Raw genomic sequence first — 12,907 nt, 5'->3', positions numbered from 1 at the left:
CATGCAACAAGAATTAATCCGTCAGACGCCGCTGTGGGCTGAGAACTGGCCAATTGCCTATTCAGTCATTCAAGCGATTGTCATCTTACTGGTTGTGGTATTGATTGCTGCACTCATGTCTTTTATTGAGCGTCGTTTACTGGGCTTATGGCAAGACCGTTATGGTCCGAACCGTGTAGGTCCAGGCGGTATGTTCCAGATTGTTGCCGACATGCTGAAAATCATGTTCAAAGAAGACTGGACACCAAAATTTGCCGACAAACTTACGTTCCGTATGGCACCAGCAGTTGCAATGGCAACTGCGGTACTGTCGTTCATGGTTATTCCTGTATCACCTTATTTAGGTGTGGCAGACATGAGCATTGGCCTGTTGTTCTTTATGGCAATGGCAGGTATCGCAGTGTATGCGGTGTTATTTGGTGGTTGGTCATCAAACAACAAATACGCATTGCTTGGTGGTTTACGTTCAGCCGCTCAAACCATTTCTTATGAAGTGTTCTTGGGTATTTCACTCATGGGTGTGGTTGCTATTGCAGGCTCATTCAACATGCGTGAAATTGTTGAAGCGCAACGTGATGTTTGGTTTGTGATTCCACAATTCTTAGGTTTCTTGATTTTCGTGGTTGCAGGCGTTGCGGTAACTCACCGTCACCCATTTGACCAACCAGAAGCAGAACAAGAATTGGCTGAAGGTTATCACGTCGAATATGGCGGTATGAAGTGGGGGATGTTCTTCGTTGCAGAATATGTCAACGTGGTACTGATCTCTGCGCTTATCGTGACTTTATTCTTCGGTGGATGGCTAGCGCCGTTTAACCTTGAAATTCCATTCATTCCAGCAGCTTTCTGGTTCATTATCAAAACAGCATTCTTTGTGATGATGTTTGTCTTGGCTCGTGGTTCTTTAATGCGTCCACGTTATGACCAAGTGATGAACTTTGGTTGGAAAATTTGCTTGCCATTGGCGCTTGTTAACCTTTTGGTAACTGGTGCTGTGATTCTTATGAATCATTCGGCCTAAGACAGCAGGGAGAACAATATGTTTAAGTTTCTAGCTGGGTTTGGGTCAATTGTACGTTCACTGTGGATGGTTTTCTCACACGTGACACGTAAACGTGACACCATTTTGTATCCGGAAGTGCCAGCCGAAGAAATTGTACCTCCACGCTTCCGTGGTCGTATTGTGTTAACACGCGATCCAGATGGCGAAGAGCGTTGTGTAGCATGTAACCTCTGTGCAGTTGCCTGTCCAGTTGGTTGTATTTCACTGCAAAAAGCAGAACAGGAAGATGGTCGTTGGTACCCAGAGTTTTTCCGTATCAACTTCTCACGCTGTATTTTCTGCGGTATGTGTGAAGAAGCATGCCCAACGACTGCAATTCAGTTAACACCTGACTTCGAGTTAGGTGAATATGTGCGTCAAGACTTGGTGTATGAGAAAGAACACTTACTCATTTCAGGTCCTGGTAAATATCCTGACTACAACTTCTACCGTGTAACGGGTATGGCTGTTACAGGTAAAGACAAAGGTCAAGCGCAACGTGAAAGCGCACCTATTGATGTACGGAGTCTATTACCATGATGTGGCCGTTTTACTTGATGGCACTCGTGGCCATTGTTTCTACGGTTCGTGTAGTGACTAACGCGAACCCAGTACATGCTTTATTAAGCTTGATCGTGTCATTACTTGCGGTTGCAGGCATGTTCATGATCGTGGGTGCACCATTTGCTGGTGCCTTGGAAATCATTGTTTATGCGGGTGCGATCATGGTCTTGTTCGTATTCGTGGTGATGATGCTCAACCTTGGTCAGCAAACTGTTGAGCAAGAGCGTAAATGGTTGACTTCATCAACTTGGGCATACCCAGCTTTGATGAGCTTCCTAATTGGTTTGGTTTTAGTGTGGTCATTAAGCTCAGACTACACTGCACCAAGCGCGCTTATGGGCACCGAAATGGTGGGTCCAAAAGCAGTGGGTCAAGCACTCTTTACTCAGTACTTATTGTTGGTTGAAGTTGCCGCAATGTTATTACTTGCAGCTTTGGTTGCAGGCTTCCACATCGGTAAACGTGAACCAAGTGCAGAAGAGGAAAAAGAATAATGGGCAACATCCCTTTAGAACATGGTTTGATTGTCGCGACCATTCTTTTTGCACTCGGTTTTTACGGTGTGATGGTGCGACGCAACCTACTATTTATTTTAATGGGCCTTGAAATCATGATGAACGCTGCGGCATTGGCGTTTGTCTTGGCTGGTAGTGCATGGGTACAACCAGATGGTCAGATCATGTTTATCCTGATCTTGACACTTGCTGCGGCAGAGGCGTGTATCGGTCTTGCGATCGTCCTTCAGTTCTATCATCGCTTCCATCATTTGGATGTGGATGCTGCTAGTGAGATGCGCGGATGAGTTATTTATATCTAACAGTATTGTTTCCGCTCATTGGTTTTATCCTTTTAGCGGCAGGGCGTAACAACTTACCTGAAAAAGTTGCTGCGATTATTGGCGTAGGTTCAGTGGGTCTGTCTGCATTATTTGCGCTAATTGCAGGCATGGACTTTGTGAACAACGGTTCGGTTGCAACGACTCAACATTTATGGACTTGGTTCAATGTGGGTGGTTTTGCACCTGCGTTTAGCTTGCACTTAGACGGTTTATCTTTGCTCATGCTGGGCATGATTACAGGCGTGGGTTTCTTAATTCACATCTTTGCATCATGGTATATGCGTGGTGAAGAAGACTTTGCACGTTTCTTCTCTTACTTCAACTTGTTCGTTGCGAGCATGTTGTTGTTGGTACTTGGCGATAACTTGGCGTTATTGTTCCTAGGTTGGGAAGGTGTAGGTTTGTGCTCTTACTTGCTGATTGGTTATTACTACCAAAACCCTGCAAACGGTTTTGCAGCAATCAAAGCATTTACCGTAACACGTGTGGGTGACGTTTTCCTACTGATCGCGTTGTTCTTGTTGTATCAACAATTTGGTACGTTGAACACACAATACATCGTAGAAAATGCAGCCAATGTAATGACTCAAAGCTCGTCGATCACCATTTGGACAGCGTTAATGTTGTTCTTGGGTGCTGCGGGTAAATCTGCACAAATTCCGTTGCAAACTTGGTTAGCCGATGCGATGGCAGGTCCTACACCTGTATCTGCATTAATCCACGCTGCAACCATGGTAACTGCGGGTGTTTACTTATGCTGCCGTATGTTCAGCGTATTTGAACTTGCACCTGAAGTGATGTTATTCATTTCAATTACAGGTGCTGTGACCTTGCTAGTTGCTGGTTTTGCAGCATTGGTTCAAACCGACATCAAACGTATTTTGGCTTACTCAACTATGAGTCAGCTGGGTTATATGTTTATGGCAGTTGGTGCAGAAGCATACCAAGCGGGTCTATTCCACATGTTAACTCACGCATTCTTCAAGGCATTATTATTCTTGTCTTCTGGTGCGGTGATTTTGGCTTACCATCACGAACAAAACATTTTCAAAATGGGTGGCTTGTTCTACAAGAACAAATTCCTATTTGCATGTTTCGCAATTGGTGGCGGTGCATTGGCAGCGATTCCATTCTTGACCATTGGTTTCTTCTCAAAAGACGCTATTTTGGCAGCAGTTTGGACGCAAAGTCATATCGCAGGTATTCCGCTATATAACACCTTATATTGGGTGGGTGTAGCAGGTGCATTCTTAACGTCAATTTATACATTCCGCTTAATTTGGGTTGTATTCTTTGGTAAAGAAAACACACCGTATCACGAGATCAAAGGCGCAACTTACTGGTTCCCATTGGCAGTGCTTGCAGTACTTTCAACTGGTTTAGCGATTGTATTAAAAGCACCTGTGATGAGCATTCTTGATGCTGCAAAAATCCCAGCATTTGTGATTCCTGAAGCATTAGAAGCAGGTGCACATGGTGCAGAGTATGTTGCAATTGGTGTGGCTTTGGCTGGTTTAGCTGTAGGCGTGGTGTTATTTGCCTTTGCTTACAACGCTGTAAAAGGTTTCGCGCAAACTTCATTGGGTGCGGGTCTTGCCAACATTTGCCGTAATGCACTTGGTTTCGATGCGTTGTATGACATCGTATTTGTAAAACCATTCTTGCTGATTGCCAAACTATTAGGTCGTGATCCAGTTGATGGTATGTGGTTGGTACTGCCTGCACTGGTGAAAGGTGGTCATAGCTTCACAAGTTCACGTCAAACAGGTTCATTGCGTGAGTACGCATCAAGTATGGCACTTGGTGTAGTGGTCTTACTAATGATCTTGATCGTGATTCAGGTCGTGGGGAAATAAGATGGATACTCCAAACAATTTAATTCTACCCGCGCTGATCCTTGTTCCGTTCATTGCAGGTTTTATTTGCTGGTTGGTCGATAAACTCGACGATAAATTACCGCGTTACATTGCTTTAGTGGGCATGCTTGTTACTTTGGGCTTAACTGTCGCATTGTGGCAAGGTGCTAGCTATAACTATGAATTAGGCGCTCAAGTTCCAACTTGGTCGGCTGAATTTATGTTGCCTTGGATTCAAACCCTAGGCATCAACATTCACTTAGCGGTGGATGGCTTATCTTTACTCATGGTGGGCTTAACAGCATTACTAGGTATTTTAGCGGTAGGCTGTTCATTTGGTGAAATTCAAAAGAACGTCGGTTTCTTCCATCTTAACCTTTTATGGTCTTTGGGAGGGGTAATTGGTGTATTCCTTGCGATTGACTTGTTCCTGTTCTTCTTCTTCTGGGAGATGATGCTTGTACCAATCTACTTCCTGATTGCGTTATGGGGTCATAAAGGTTCAAACGGTCGTTCACGTGTTTACGCTGCAACCAAATTCTTTATCTACACGCAAGTTGCTGGTTTAATCATGTTGATTGGTATCTTAGGTCTAGTGATCTACGGATACATGATGTCAGGTACAATTTCATTCAACTACAACTATTTATTGGCTGTAGCGAATACACTTGACGCACAATTACCAGCAGTCGCTTATGCCTTCATGATCTGTTTATTCATCGGTTTTGCGGTAAAACTTCCAGTTTTCCCATTACATGGTTGGTTACCAGATGCACACGCACAAGCGCCTACAGCGGGTTCTGTCGACCTTGCAGGTATTTTGATTAAAACTGCGGCATACGGTTTATTACGTTTCGTGATTCCATTCTTCCCAGCGGCTTCTGCTCAGTTTGCAGACATCGCCATTATTTTGGGTTTAATTGGTGTGTTCTACGGCGCGTGGTGTGCTTTCCAGCAAACCGATATGAAGCGTTTACTTGCCTATACCTCAATTTCGCACATGGGCTTCGTATTACTTGCAATTTATGCAGGTAATATCCTGACTTACCAAGGCTTAATGATCATGATGTTGGCACATGGCTTGTCATCTGCTGCATTGTTCATTATGTGTGGTCAAATTTACGAGCGCGTACATACACGTGACATGCGTTTAATGGGCGGTATTCGTGGTCAATTCCAATACCTTTCATTCTTCCTCATGTTCTTTGTGGCTGCGTTAGTCGGTATTCCTGGTTTAGGTAACTTTATTGGTGAATTCCTGATTTTAATGGGTTCATTTGAACAGTTCCCAGCCTTCACAATTATTGCGGCAATCAGCTTAGTTTTTGCAGGTGTTTACGGTTTAATCCTGATTCACAAAGCTTTGTTTGGTGTACCAAATGAAGAGCAAAAACAGCACTATGCAAATCCGTTAAAAGATTTAAATGCACGTGAAGTTGTGATTCTTTCAATTTGTGCGCTGGGTCTAGTATGGCTTGGTCTGTATCCACAAACCTTCCTTGATATTTCAAATTCAAGTATGGCGTGGTTAGCAAATAGCTACATCCCAGTTCAAGAAGTAGTTGAAGTTACGCAAGAAGTAACAGCTCAACTCGAAAATGTGGAGATCCAATAAGCCATGAACTTCACAATGTCATTTTCTGAGCTTATGCCTTTAGCTCCTGTGATGATCGTGGCTTTAACTGCGATTGTCGTGATGATCCTTACTGCAATTAAGCGTAACCATAACTTAATTGCTACAGCATCAGTGGTGGGCTTGAACCTCGCTGCGGCTTACCTTTTACTCATGATGTTTGGTGGGAACTTTGCTCCTGCCAGCGTGATGGGCATGTTTATGATTGATCCGTTCACCTTGTTATATCAACTGGTGATTCTGATCGCAGCATTGGCATGTTCTACTTTGTCTCATGCTTATATTGAGACCTATAAAGACAACCGCGAAGAACTTTACATCTTGATGTTATGTTCTGTAGCGGGTGCTATGTTGATGGTGTCAAGTTCGCACTATGCATCGTTCTTCATTAGCCTTGAGTTAATGTCAATTCCTGTTTATGGCTTATTGGCATATACCCACCAGCGTTCTAAATCTTTAGAAGCGGGTGTGAAGTACTTAGTATTGTCTGCAACTGCATCAGCAATGTTGCTTATGGGTATGGCGTACATTTATGCGTACACAGGTTCATTGTCGTTCTATGACTCTGTTCAAGCATTAATGCAAAACATCCAGCAACCTTTGGTAATTTTAGGTTTAGGCTTAATTGTCTTTGCTGTGGCATTTAAACTGTCTTTGGCGCCATTCCACAAATGGACACCAGACGTTTATGACGGTGCGCCTGCACCAATCGCAACCTTCCTTGCGACTGCAGCGAAAGTAGCAACCATTGGTTTGTTCGTGCGTTACATTTTGGGTTCAGGGGCAATCCTGATCGACTCGATTGTAACTATCATGACCATTATTGCCGTGCTTTCAATTTTGGTGGGTAACTTCCTTGCTGTACGTCAAGTGAACTTGAAACGTATTTTGGCTTACTCATCAATTGCACACTTTGGTTATTTGTTGATTGGTTTGATCAGCATGACTTATGCAAGCTTGGGTAATGTCAGCGTTTATGTGATTACCTATGTCTTGACGACTATTGGCGCGTTTGGTGCAGTGGCATTAATGTCTAGCCCATACAACAACGTAGCAGAAGCTGAAAGTTTGGCTGACTACCGTGGTTTGTTCTGGCGTCGTCCAGTATTGACTGCTGTATTAACCGTGATGATGCTTTCTCTTGCAGGTATTCCATTAACTGCAGGCTTCATTGGTAAGTTCTTGGTGGTGATGGCTGCGGTAACGACTCAGCACTGGTTCTTAGCTGCGATGATCATCGTAGGTTCAGGTATTGGTTTGTACTACTACTTGCGCGTTATGGTGGTGATGTATATGACACCGCCAGATGAACCAAAAATGGACGCTGTTGATCATTGGGGTCAAAAAGTGGGCGGTATTATGGTATTGGCTGCAGCTTTAGCGGTATTGGTGATTGGTGTTTATCCAGACCCAATTATCAAAATTGCACTTGAAGCTGAAATTTTGTCACCAATCCATTTCATGCTGTCACAGCAATAATTTGAAAGAAGTTTAACTTTCAGTCAAAAAGCCTTCATAAATTGAGGGCTTTTTGGTTTATATACACAATAAAAACAGCATATAATAAAATGATATTTGCTTTTCTTTCCTTTTAGGTGTTCTCCCGTGGCTATTCATGAAATCCGACATCCGCTTATTCGTCATAAATTAGGGCTATTACGTCGTGCTGATATCAGTACCAAAAACTTCCGTGAATTGGCACAAGAAGTCACCATGTTGCTGACTTATGAAGCGACCAAAGATTTGCCTATGGTCGAGCACGAAATTGCGGGTTGGAATGGTGCAGTCACTGTAGACCGTATTGCGGGTAAAAAAATTACGGTTGTGCCTATTTTACGTGCAGGTATTGGCATGTTAGATGGTTTCTTAAACTTGATTCCAAGTGCCAAAGTGTCTGTACTTGGCTTGGAACGTGATGAAGAAACTTTAGAAGCGCGTACGTACTACAAAAAATTAGTACCAGATGTACAAAACCGTATTGCGATGATTATTGACCCTATGCTTGCCACAGGTTCATCTTTAGTGGCAGCGATTGATTTGCTCAAAGCCAGTGGTTGTAAAGACATTCGTGTGATGGTTTTGGTTGCAGCGCCAGAAGGCATTCAACGTGTAGAAGCCGCGCATCCAGATGTGGTGATCTTTACTGCATCGGTAGATGAAGGTTTAAACCAAGATGGTTATATTGTGCCTGGCTTGGGTGATGCAGGCGATAAAATTTTTGGTTCAGTGCAAAAAGATTAAGCCGAATGTCGGTGAAAAAGAGGCATTAACTGCCTCTTTTTTATATACTCATATAAAGTGCAGCTCGTAAAAGGTTAAGCCATGAAATCTGAACAATATCAAGGGAAAATCAAACAATATAATGCCGAAAAAGGCTATGGATTTATTGCCGCACCTGAAGGTGAAGTGTTTTTCCATATCTCGGATTTTCCTGCGGCTGAAGGCGAGCCAAAGCGCAATGATCGCGTTAAATTTAATGTGGTTCAAAATGGTGATCGTTATAAAGCCATTAATATTGAACCTGTAGAAGATAAATCCAAAAAAGCAAAAAAAGCCAAAGCGGTTGCTGCGAATACGTCGATTACGTCTGCATTGTTATCAAACTTAAAGCGTTAGTTTTAAATGTTTTCATGTACAGAAAAGAGGCATTTTCGCCTCTTTTTTTGTACAATAATCAAAAATTAACGTGAAAAGAGTAATTTATGTTTTTAGAAGGGAAAATAAAAACTTATAACGAAGAACGAGGCTTTGGTTTTATTCAAATAGAAGGAGAGCCTAAAGATTTATTTTTTCATATTAAAGATTTTCCCAATAAAAATATTCCACTAAAAGTGGGAGAAAATCTAAAATTTCGTAAAGTAGAAGAAAATGGCAAGTTCAAAGCAGATAATATTGTCCGTCTAGATATTAAGGTTGCAGTCGAAAGGCATACACCTCAATCAAGGGCAATTCATACGACAAAGCAGAATCATAAAAGACAGCAGAAGTCTGAAAATAACTCATCCAATTTTGTTACTTATATTGGTATATTGATTATATTCGGCTTGGCTTATGCAGTATTTAATAAGTACCAAGCTTGGCAAAATAGTCAGCCTGAAGCTTTATCAGTACAAAAAGTAGTAGAAGTTCCTGTTGTTGAACAGAACTTTACTTGTGATGGGCGTGAGCACTGTAGTCAAATGACGTCTTACGAAGAAGCATTATTCTTTATACGAAATTGTCCAAATACTAAAATGGACGGTGATGGTGACGGCATACCGTGTGAGAGTCAGTTTAATCGCTAAAAAAAGAGTACCATCATCGGTACTCTTTTATAAACTATTTCGCGTCGCAAAACTTCATAAATGCCTTTAAGCCAGGCCCTTGGTATTTCTGACGATGCACCAACATGAATAACGGGCGCGTCAGTTGCCAGAAAGGTGTATCTAAAATCACCAATTGACCTTTTTCTAGTAAAGGTTCAATCGCCAATCGTGAAATACACGACATACCAATCCCACCTGCGACAATTTTTAAAATCGCTTCGTTATGACCCAAAGTTAAACGAATATTGGCATCAGGCAGGTCTTTTAAAATTGCATTGTCAAACACTTCACGGGTACCTGAACCTTCTTCACGTAAAATCCACTCGGCATCTTCAAAATCTGCAATGCTTAAAGCACGGTTTAACTGCGCTAGAGGATGACTTGGCGCACAGCACACTGCAAGTTCATCATCACGCCAATGAATACATTGGAGTTGGGGTAAGTGACAAGAACCTTCAATCAGTGCTAAATCTAGCTGAAATTGGTTTACAGCTTCAATCATTTGGCGGGTATTGCCCACTTGTAACTGTAAATGCGCCTGCGGCTGAATTTGCAAAAAGTCTGCCATTAAATCAGGCATCAAATAGTCACTAATGGTAAGAGTTGCACCTAAACGCAAATCAATACTTTGTAGCTCGCCTTTAGCGGCTTGCTCAAATGCTTCACAACGACCCAAAATTTCTAAGGCTTGTGGCAATAAAAAACGACCTAAATCGTTCAGCTGTAGGCGCTTACCCAAACGGTCAAACAGTGGAGCGCCTAAGCCATCTTCCAAATCTGCTAAGGCCATGCTTGCAGCACTTTGGGTGAGTTTAACGGCATCACTGGCTTTGGTTACTGTCCCTTCTTGGGCAACTGCTACAAAAACCGCCAACTGGCGTAAAGTCATGCGCATGAATCAAGCCTTAACATTTAAAAAATATTCATAAATTACCCCGACATGCTAACATGAGCACAGTCTTTCATGCCACGCTCAAATCATGTCAATTGAAAAATTTACTTTAGAAAAAGTGCTTTCGGTTCATCGTTGGACCAACACCTTGTTTAGCTTCACCATGACCCGACCTGCGCATTTTAAATTTACCGCAGGGCAGTTTGCACGTATCGGGTTAAAAGTGGGCGATGAATTGGTAGTACGTGCTTATTCGGTGGTGTCATCACCCTTTGATGAAACTTTAGAGTTTTTCTCGATTGTCGTGCCAGATGGTGCATTTACTTCTAACTTGCAGCACCTTCAAGTGGGGGATGAGCTGTACTTGGAAAAAATCCCTTATGGTTTTTTGACCTTGGCGCGTTATCAGTTGCCTGCGCCACACGATTTATGGTTGTTGGCCACAGGTACAGGTCTTGCACCGTTTTTATCCATGCTGCAAGATTTTGAAACGTGGACAAAATATCAATATATCTATTTGGTTTATAGTGTGCGCACCGAAGCCGAATTAGCTTATGTCGATAAAATTCACGAAATTGCCGAAACTTTTGGCGAAGGGCATACAGGCTTTGAGTTTATCCCAATTATCACTCGCGACCCTCAAGCTGCTTTGCATGATCGTTTGCCTGTATTAATTGCGAATGGCGAACTGGAACAGGCTGCAGGCAGTGTACTCAACCCTGAAACTAGCCATGTGATGTTATGCGGTAACCCTGCCATGGTTGATGATACCAAAGAAGCCTTAAAAGCACGTGGTTTAACCATGAATCGCCGCGGGGAAGGTAATATTGCAGTTGAAAATTATTGGTGAGGATGTGATACAACTATTCAAATATCAACTGTTCAAATATATAGCCAGCGCAGGGCTGATGTTTATAGTCGCACAAACCGTACAGGCTGAAACGGTGGAAACTCAGGTTGCTGTGCAAGATCACGTACTCATTTATGATGGGCCACTTAGCCCTGAAGCCAACGCACGTGCAGCGGAATTACTTAAACAGTCAGATAAAATTGATACCTTAAAAATCAACAGTCGGGGTGGCGAGATCGGCTTAGGTATTGATTTGGGCAATTTGGTCTTTGACCATCAACTTAATGTAGAAGTTGCGCAGTATTGCTTTTCTTCTTGTGCCAATTATGTGTTTCCTGCGGGCAAAGTAAAATATTTAAACTTGCGTAGTCAGTTGGGTTGGCATGGTGGCAGTTTGCAAAAAATGCAATTTGAAAGTGCCGAAATGGAACAAATGTATAATGAATATATTGGCCCAATCCGTGCAAAGGAAACCGCTTTTTTTCAGAAAATTAAAGTTCAGCAAAGCTCAACCATTGCAGGGCAGACTCCTGAATATGAAAAATATCAAGACTGTGTCGGTTGGCGCTATACATCTAAGAAAATGCGAAGTTTTGGCATAGATCAGGTGCGTTTTAAGCAGGTTTTGTGGCTGCCTAAATCGAGTTTTGAAAATAAATGTATTTTCACAATTCGCTAAAAATTGGTTGTTGAGGTGATCTTCACCATTCATATAAAAACCTCATCTACAACGCTGCAGATGAGGTTTTTGCTTGGTGCGATTCAATTTTGAAAGCAACTTTTGAACGCAATGCTTGAAAGTGACTCTTCAAAGAAATTAGTGCACAAACATATCCATATATTCGCGGATTTCCTGAATCGCGCTATCGACATCGCTACTTAGCCAAGTCGGTTCAAAAAAACCTGCATAATGCTCTAAGCGCTCTTGAGGAACCACCAAACGCACAGGACATTCTTCTTCAAGTAAGCGCCACGGTAAAATTGGCACTTCATTATCCAGAAATGCAGCAATGTTGCGAATATCAATGATCATGGCATTCACACAATCTGGAAATGGCATGACCGAAAATTCTTCGGTACGACGACGGAAATATTCCAAATCGCCCCATTTGAGCAGATAGCTGGGCTTGCTAAATTCAATAATACCAATGAGATGCCCATCACGGGTATAGTGCAAGGCACATTGATGAGTGACGTCAGTGTCAAGATCAAGCGATACACTTTGTTGACGATACGCCATAAAGTTCAAAGTACACAAAAAAACGGTACGTGATTATAGCGCATTTCCCCGTGAGAGGCAGCTTTGTCGATATTGGGCAACATAGGTGGTACTTGAGGTATATTACATCTTTTCACCATCTTGCTATGTATTGTCACACAATAAGCGTGAGGAGCTTGTTAGTATAAAAATTCATCAGATAAATACATAAGTGAGGGGAACATGCCACATGATTTCAATAAACCACCTCATGTAAACTCAGCTGAAGACATTAAGCGAAAAAAACGTATTCCAGTCTATATGCTTCTACTGGTGGGAATCTTTTTATTGGCATTGCTGATTTACATGATGGCGGATCGCAATCCGAGTCCGAGCGAAGCACCTCCTGGACATCCTAATCCAACCGTACAACAAGCAACGCCAAATAGCACGACAACGGGCACAGCTGGAGATGAAGCACGTGCAGAGGACAGTAATACTGCAACAGCAACAGATCGGTAGCTTAGCCTAAGCGTCAAAAATTCATATTTACAAATTCAGCCTTGCCTAGATGCAGGGCTTTTTTGTGGATTTTCGCAAGGTTTATTGTCCCTCCTTTGTAGAATTGTTGCGATTCTGCATCCTAAGGTTGAATAAAAAATATGCAAATTCTATGGTGAATAGAGCTTTACTCAATAATTTGAATCGATAAAAAGCAGTTTTGCGCCG

Annotated in this window: 15 protein-coding genes; 13 read left to right on the top strand and 2 right to left on the bottom strand. The window is 42.4% G+C overall.

From position 1 onward, the window contains the following. The first annotated feature begins 1 nt into the window (after position 1). The 10 genes from nuoH to FTT71_RS03735 all read left to right on the top strand — a co-directional run bounded on the left by nuoH (position 2) and on the right by FTT71_RS03735 (position 9,217). On the top strand, positions 2-1,021 hold the full coding sequence (gene nuoH, locus FTT71_RS03780; RefSeq protein WP_004975457.1) for an NADH-quinone oxidoreductase subunit NuoH: 1,020 nt from the start codon (positions 2-4) through the stop codon (positions 1,019-1,021). A gap of 18 nt (positions 1,022-1,039) precedes the next feature. After that, positions 1,040-1,582, top strand: a complete 543-nt coding sequence (gene nuoI / locus FTT71_RS03775; protein WP_004975460.1) for an NADH-quinone oxidoreductase subunit NuoI — start codon at positions 1,040-1,042, stop codon at positions 1,580-1,582. Beyond that, positions 1,582-2,100 carry an NADH-quinone oxidoreductase subunit J gene (gene nuoJ / locus FTT71_RS03770; RefSeq protein WP_171062597.1) on the top strand — a complete coding sequence of 173 codons (519 nt, stop codon included), beginning with the start codon at positions 1,582-1,584 and terminating at the stop codon, positions 2,098-2,100. The genes nuoI and nuoJ overlap by 1 nt, the downstream gene beginning before the upstream one ends. Further along, a complete protein-coding gene (nuoK, locus tag FTT71_RS03765) occupies positions 2,100-2,408 on the top strand; it encodes an NADH-quinone oxidoreductase subunit NuoK (protein ID WP_004975463.1) in 309 nt (102 codons plus the stop codon). Before nuoJ ends, nuoK begins: the two co-directional genes overlap by 1 nt. Next, positions 2,405-4,300 carry an NADH-quinone oxidoreductase subunit L gene (gene nuoL / locus FTT71_RS03760; RefSeq protein ID WP_096901802.1) on the top strand — a complete coding sequence of 632 codons (1,896 nt, stop codon included), beginning with the start codon at positions 2,405-2,407 and terminating at the stop codon, positions 4,298-4,300. The genes nuoK and nuoL overlap by 4 nt, the downstream gene beginning before the upstream one ends. A gap of 1 nt (position 4,301) precedes the next feature. Then, a complete protein-coding gene (nuoM, locus tag FTT71_RS03755) occupies positions 4,302-5,915 on the top strand; it encodes an NADH-quinone oxidoreductase subunit M (RefSeq protein ID WP_004975471.1) in 1,614 nt (537 codons plus the stop codon). A 3-nt stretch (positions 5,916-5,918) separates the two neighbouring features. Continuing rightward, on the top strand, positions 5,919-7,412 hold the full coding sequence (gene nuoN, locus FTT71_RS03750; RefSeq protein ID WP_180044322.1) for an NADH-quinone oxidoreductase subunit NuoN: 1,494 nt from the start codon (positions 5,919-5,921) through the stop codon (positions 7,410-7,412). Positions 7,413-7,538: 126 nt separating this feature from the next. Continuing rightward, positions 7,539-8,174: a uracil phosphoribosyltransferase gene (upp, locus tag FTT71_RS03745; protein WP_004975475.1), complete on the top strand. Its 636-nt coding sequence runs from the start codon at positions 7,539-7,541 to the stop codon at positions 8,172-8,174. Positions 8,175-8,255: 81 nt separating this feature from the next. Next, a complete protein-coding gene (locus FTT71_RS03740) occupies positions 8,256-8,549 on the top strand; it encodes a cold-shock protein (protein WP_004975478.1) in 294 nt (97 codons plus the stop codon). An 86-nt stretch (positions 8,550-8,635) separates the two neighbouring features. Further along, a complete protein-coding gene (locus FTT71_RS03735) occupies positions 8,636-9,217 on the top strand; it encodes a cold shock domain-containing protein (RefSeq protein WP_096901807.1) in 582 nt (193 codons plus the stop codon). Positions 9,218-9,251: 34 nt separating this feature from the next. Here FTT71_RS03735 and gigC read toward each other — a convergent pair whose 3' ends face one another. Continuing rightward, positions 9,252-10,133: a LysR family transcriptional regulator GigC gene (gigC, locus tag FTT71_RS03730; RefSeq protein WP_004975482.1), complete on the bottom strand. Its 882-nt coding sequence runs from the start codon at positions 10,131-10,133 to the stop codon at positions 9,252-9,254. Positions 10,134-10,218: 85 nt separating this feature from the next. On the opposite strand from gigC, the gene FTT71_RS03725 reads away from it, so the two are divergent. Further along, the gene (locus tag FTT71_RS03725) at positions 10,219-10,980 is read left to right on the top strand and encodes a ferredoxin--NADP reductase (protein WP_179994130.1); all 762 of its coding nucleotides are present in this window, start codon (positions 10,219-10,221) and stop codon (positions 10,978-10,980) included. 58 nt (positions 10,981-11,038) lie between these two features. Continuing rightward, the gene (locus FTT71_RS03720; protein WP_180061258.1) at positions 11,039-11,659 is read left to right on the top strand and encodes a hypothetical protein; all 621 of its coding nucleotides are present in this window, start codon (positions 11,039-11,041) and stop codon (positions 11,657-11,659) included. Between the two features lie 138 nt (positions 11,660-11,797). Here FTT71_RS03720 and FTT71_RS03715 read toward each other — a convergent pair whose 3' ends face one another. Continuing rightward, on the bottom strand, positions 11,798-12,220 hold the full coding sequence (locus FTT71_RS03715) for a hypothetical protein (protein WP_004975486.1): 423 nt from the start codon (positions 12,218-12,220) through the stop codon (positions 11,798-11,800). 201 nt (positions 12,221-12,421) lie between these two features. Between FTT71_RS03715 and FTT71_RS03710 the strand changes: the two genes are divergently transcribed. Then, on the top strand, positions 12,422-12,700 hold the full coding sequence (locus tag FTT71_RS03710) for a hypothetical protein (protein ID WP_004975487.1): 279 nt from the start codon (positions 12,422-12,424) through the stop codon (positions 12,698-12,700). Positions 12,701-12,907 lie beyond the last annotated feature (207 nt).

This window comes from Acinetobacter sp. YH01004 (genome assembly GCF_013420455.1).
GTDB classification, from domain to species: domain Bacteria; phylum Pseudomonadota; class Gammaproteobacteria; order Pseudomonadales; family Moraxellaceae; genus Acinetobacter; species Acinetobacter towneri.
This window is presented reverse-complemented; position numbering and strand designations above follow the sequence as displayed.

What these genes read in the sequence shown, in the direction of transcription:
- nuoH (WP_004975457.1), top strand. Translation starts at nt 2, where the DNA reads ATGCAACAAGAATTAATCCGTCAGACGCCGCTGTGGGCTGAGAACTGG.
- nuoI (WP_004975460.1), top strand. Translation starts at nt 1,040, where the DNA reads ATGTTTAAGTTTCTAGCTGGGTTTGGGTCAATTGTACGTTCACTGTGG.
- nuoJ (WP_171062597.1), top strand. Translation starts at nt 1,582, where the DNA reads ATGTGGCCGTTTTACTTGATGGCACTCGTGGCCATTGTTTCTACGGTT.
- nuoK (WP_004975463.1), top strand. Translation starts at nt 2,100, where the DNA reads ATGGGCAACATCCCTTTAGAACATGGTTTGATTGTCGCGACCATTCTT.
- nuoL (WP_096901802.1), top strand. Translation starts at nt 2,405, where the DNA reads ATGAGTTATTTATATCTAACAGTATTGTTTCCGCTCATTGGTTTTATC.
- nuoM (WP_004975471.1), top strand. Translation starts at nt 4,302, where the DNA reads ATGGATACTCCAAACAATTTAATTCTACCCGCGCTGATCCTTGTTCCG.
- nuoN (WP_180044322.1), top strand. Translation starts at nt 5,919, where the DNA reads ATGAACTTCACAATGTCATTTTCTGAGCTTATGCCTTTAGCTCCTGTG.
- FTT71_RS03740 (WP_004975478.1), top strand. Translation starts at nt 8,256, where the DNA reads ATGAAATCTGAACAATATCAAGGGAAAATCAAACAATATAATGCCGAA.
- FTT71_RS03735 (WP_096901807.1), top strand. Translation starts at nt 8,636, where the DNA reads ATGTTTTTAGAAGGGAAAATAAAAACTTATAACGAAGAACGAGGCTTT.
- gigC (WP_004975482.1), bottom strand. Translation starts at nt 10,133, where the DNA reads ATGCGCATGACTTTACGCCAGTTGGCGGTTTTTGTAGCAGTTGCCCAA.
- FTT71_RS03725 (WP_179994130.1), top strand. Translation starts at nt 10,219, where the DNA reads ATGTCAATTGAAAAATTTACTTTAGAAAAAGTGCTTTCGGTTCATCGT.
- FTT71_RS03720 (WP_180061258.1), top strand. Translation starts at nt 11,039, where the DNA reads ATGTTTATAGTCGCACAAACCGTACAGGCTGAAACGGTGGAAACTCAG.
- FTT71_RS03715 (WP_004975486.1), bottom strand. Translation starts at nt 12,220, where the DNA reads ATGGCGTATCGTCAACAAAGTGTATCGCTTGATCTTGACACTGACGTC.
- FTT71_RS03710 (WP_004975487.1), top strand. Translation starts at nt 12,422, where the DNA reads ATGCCACATGATTTCAATAAACCACCTCATGTAAACTCAGCTGAAGAC.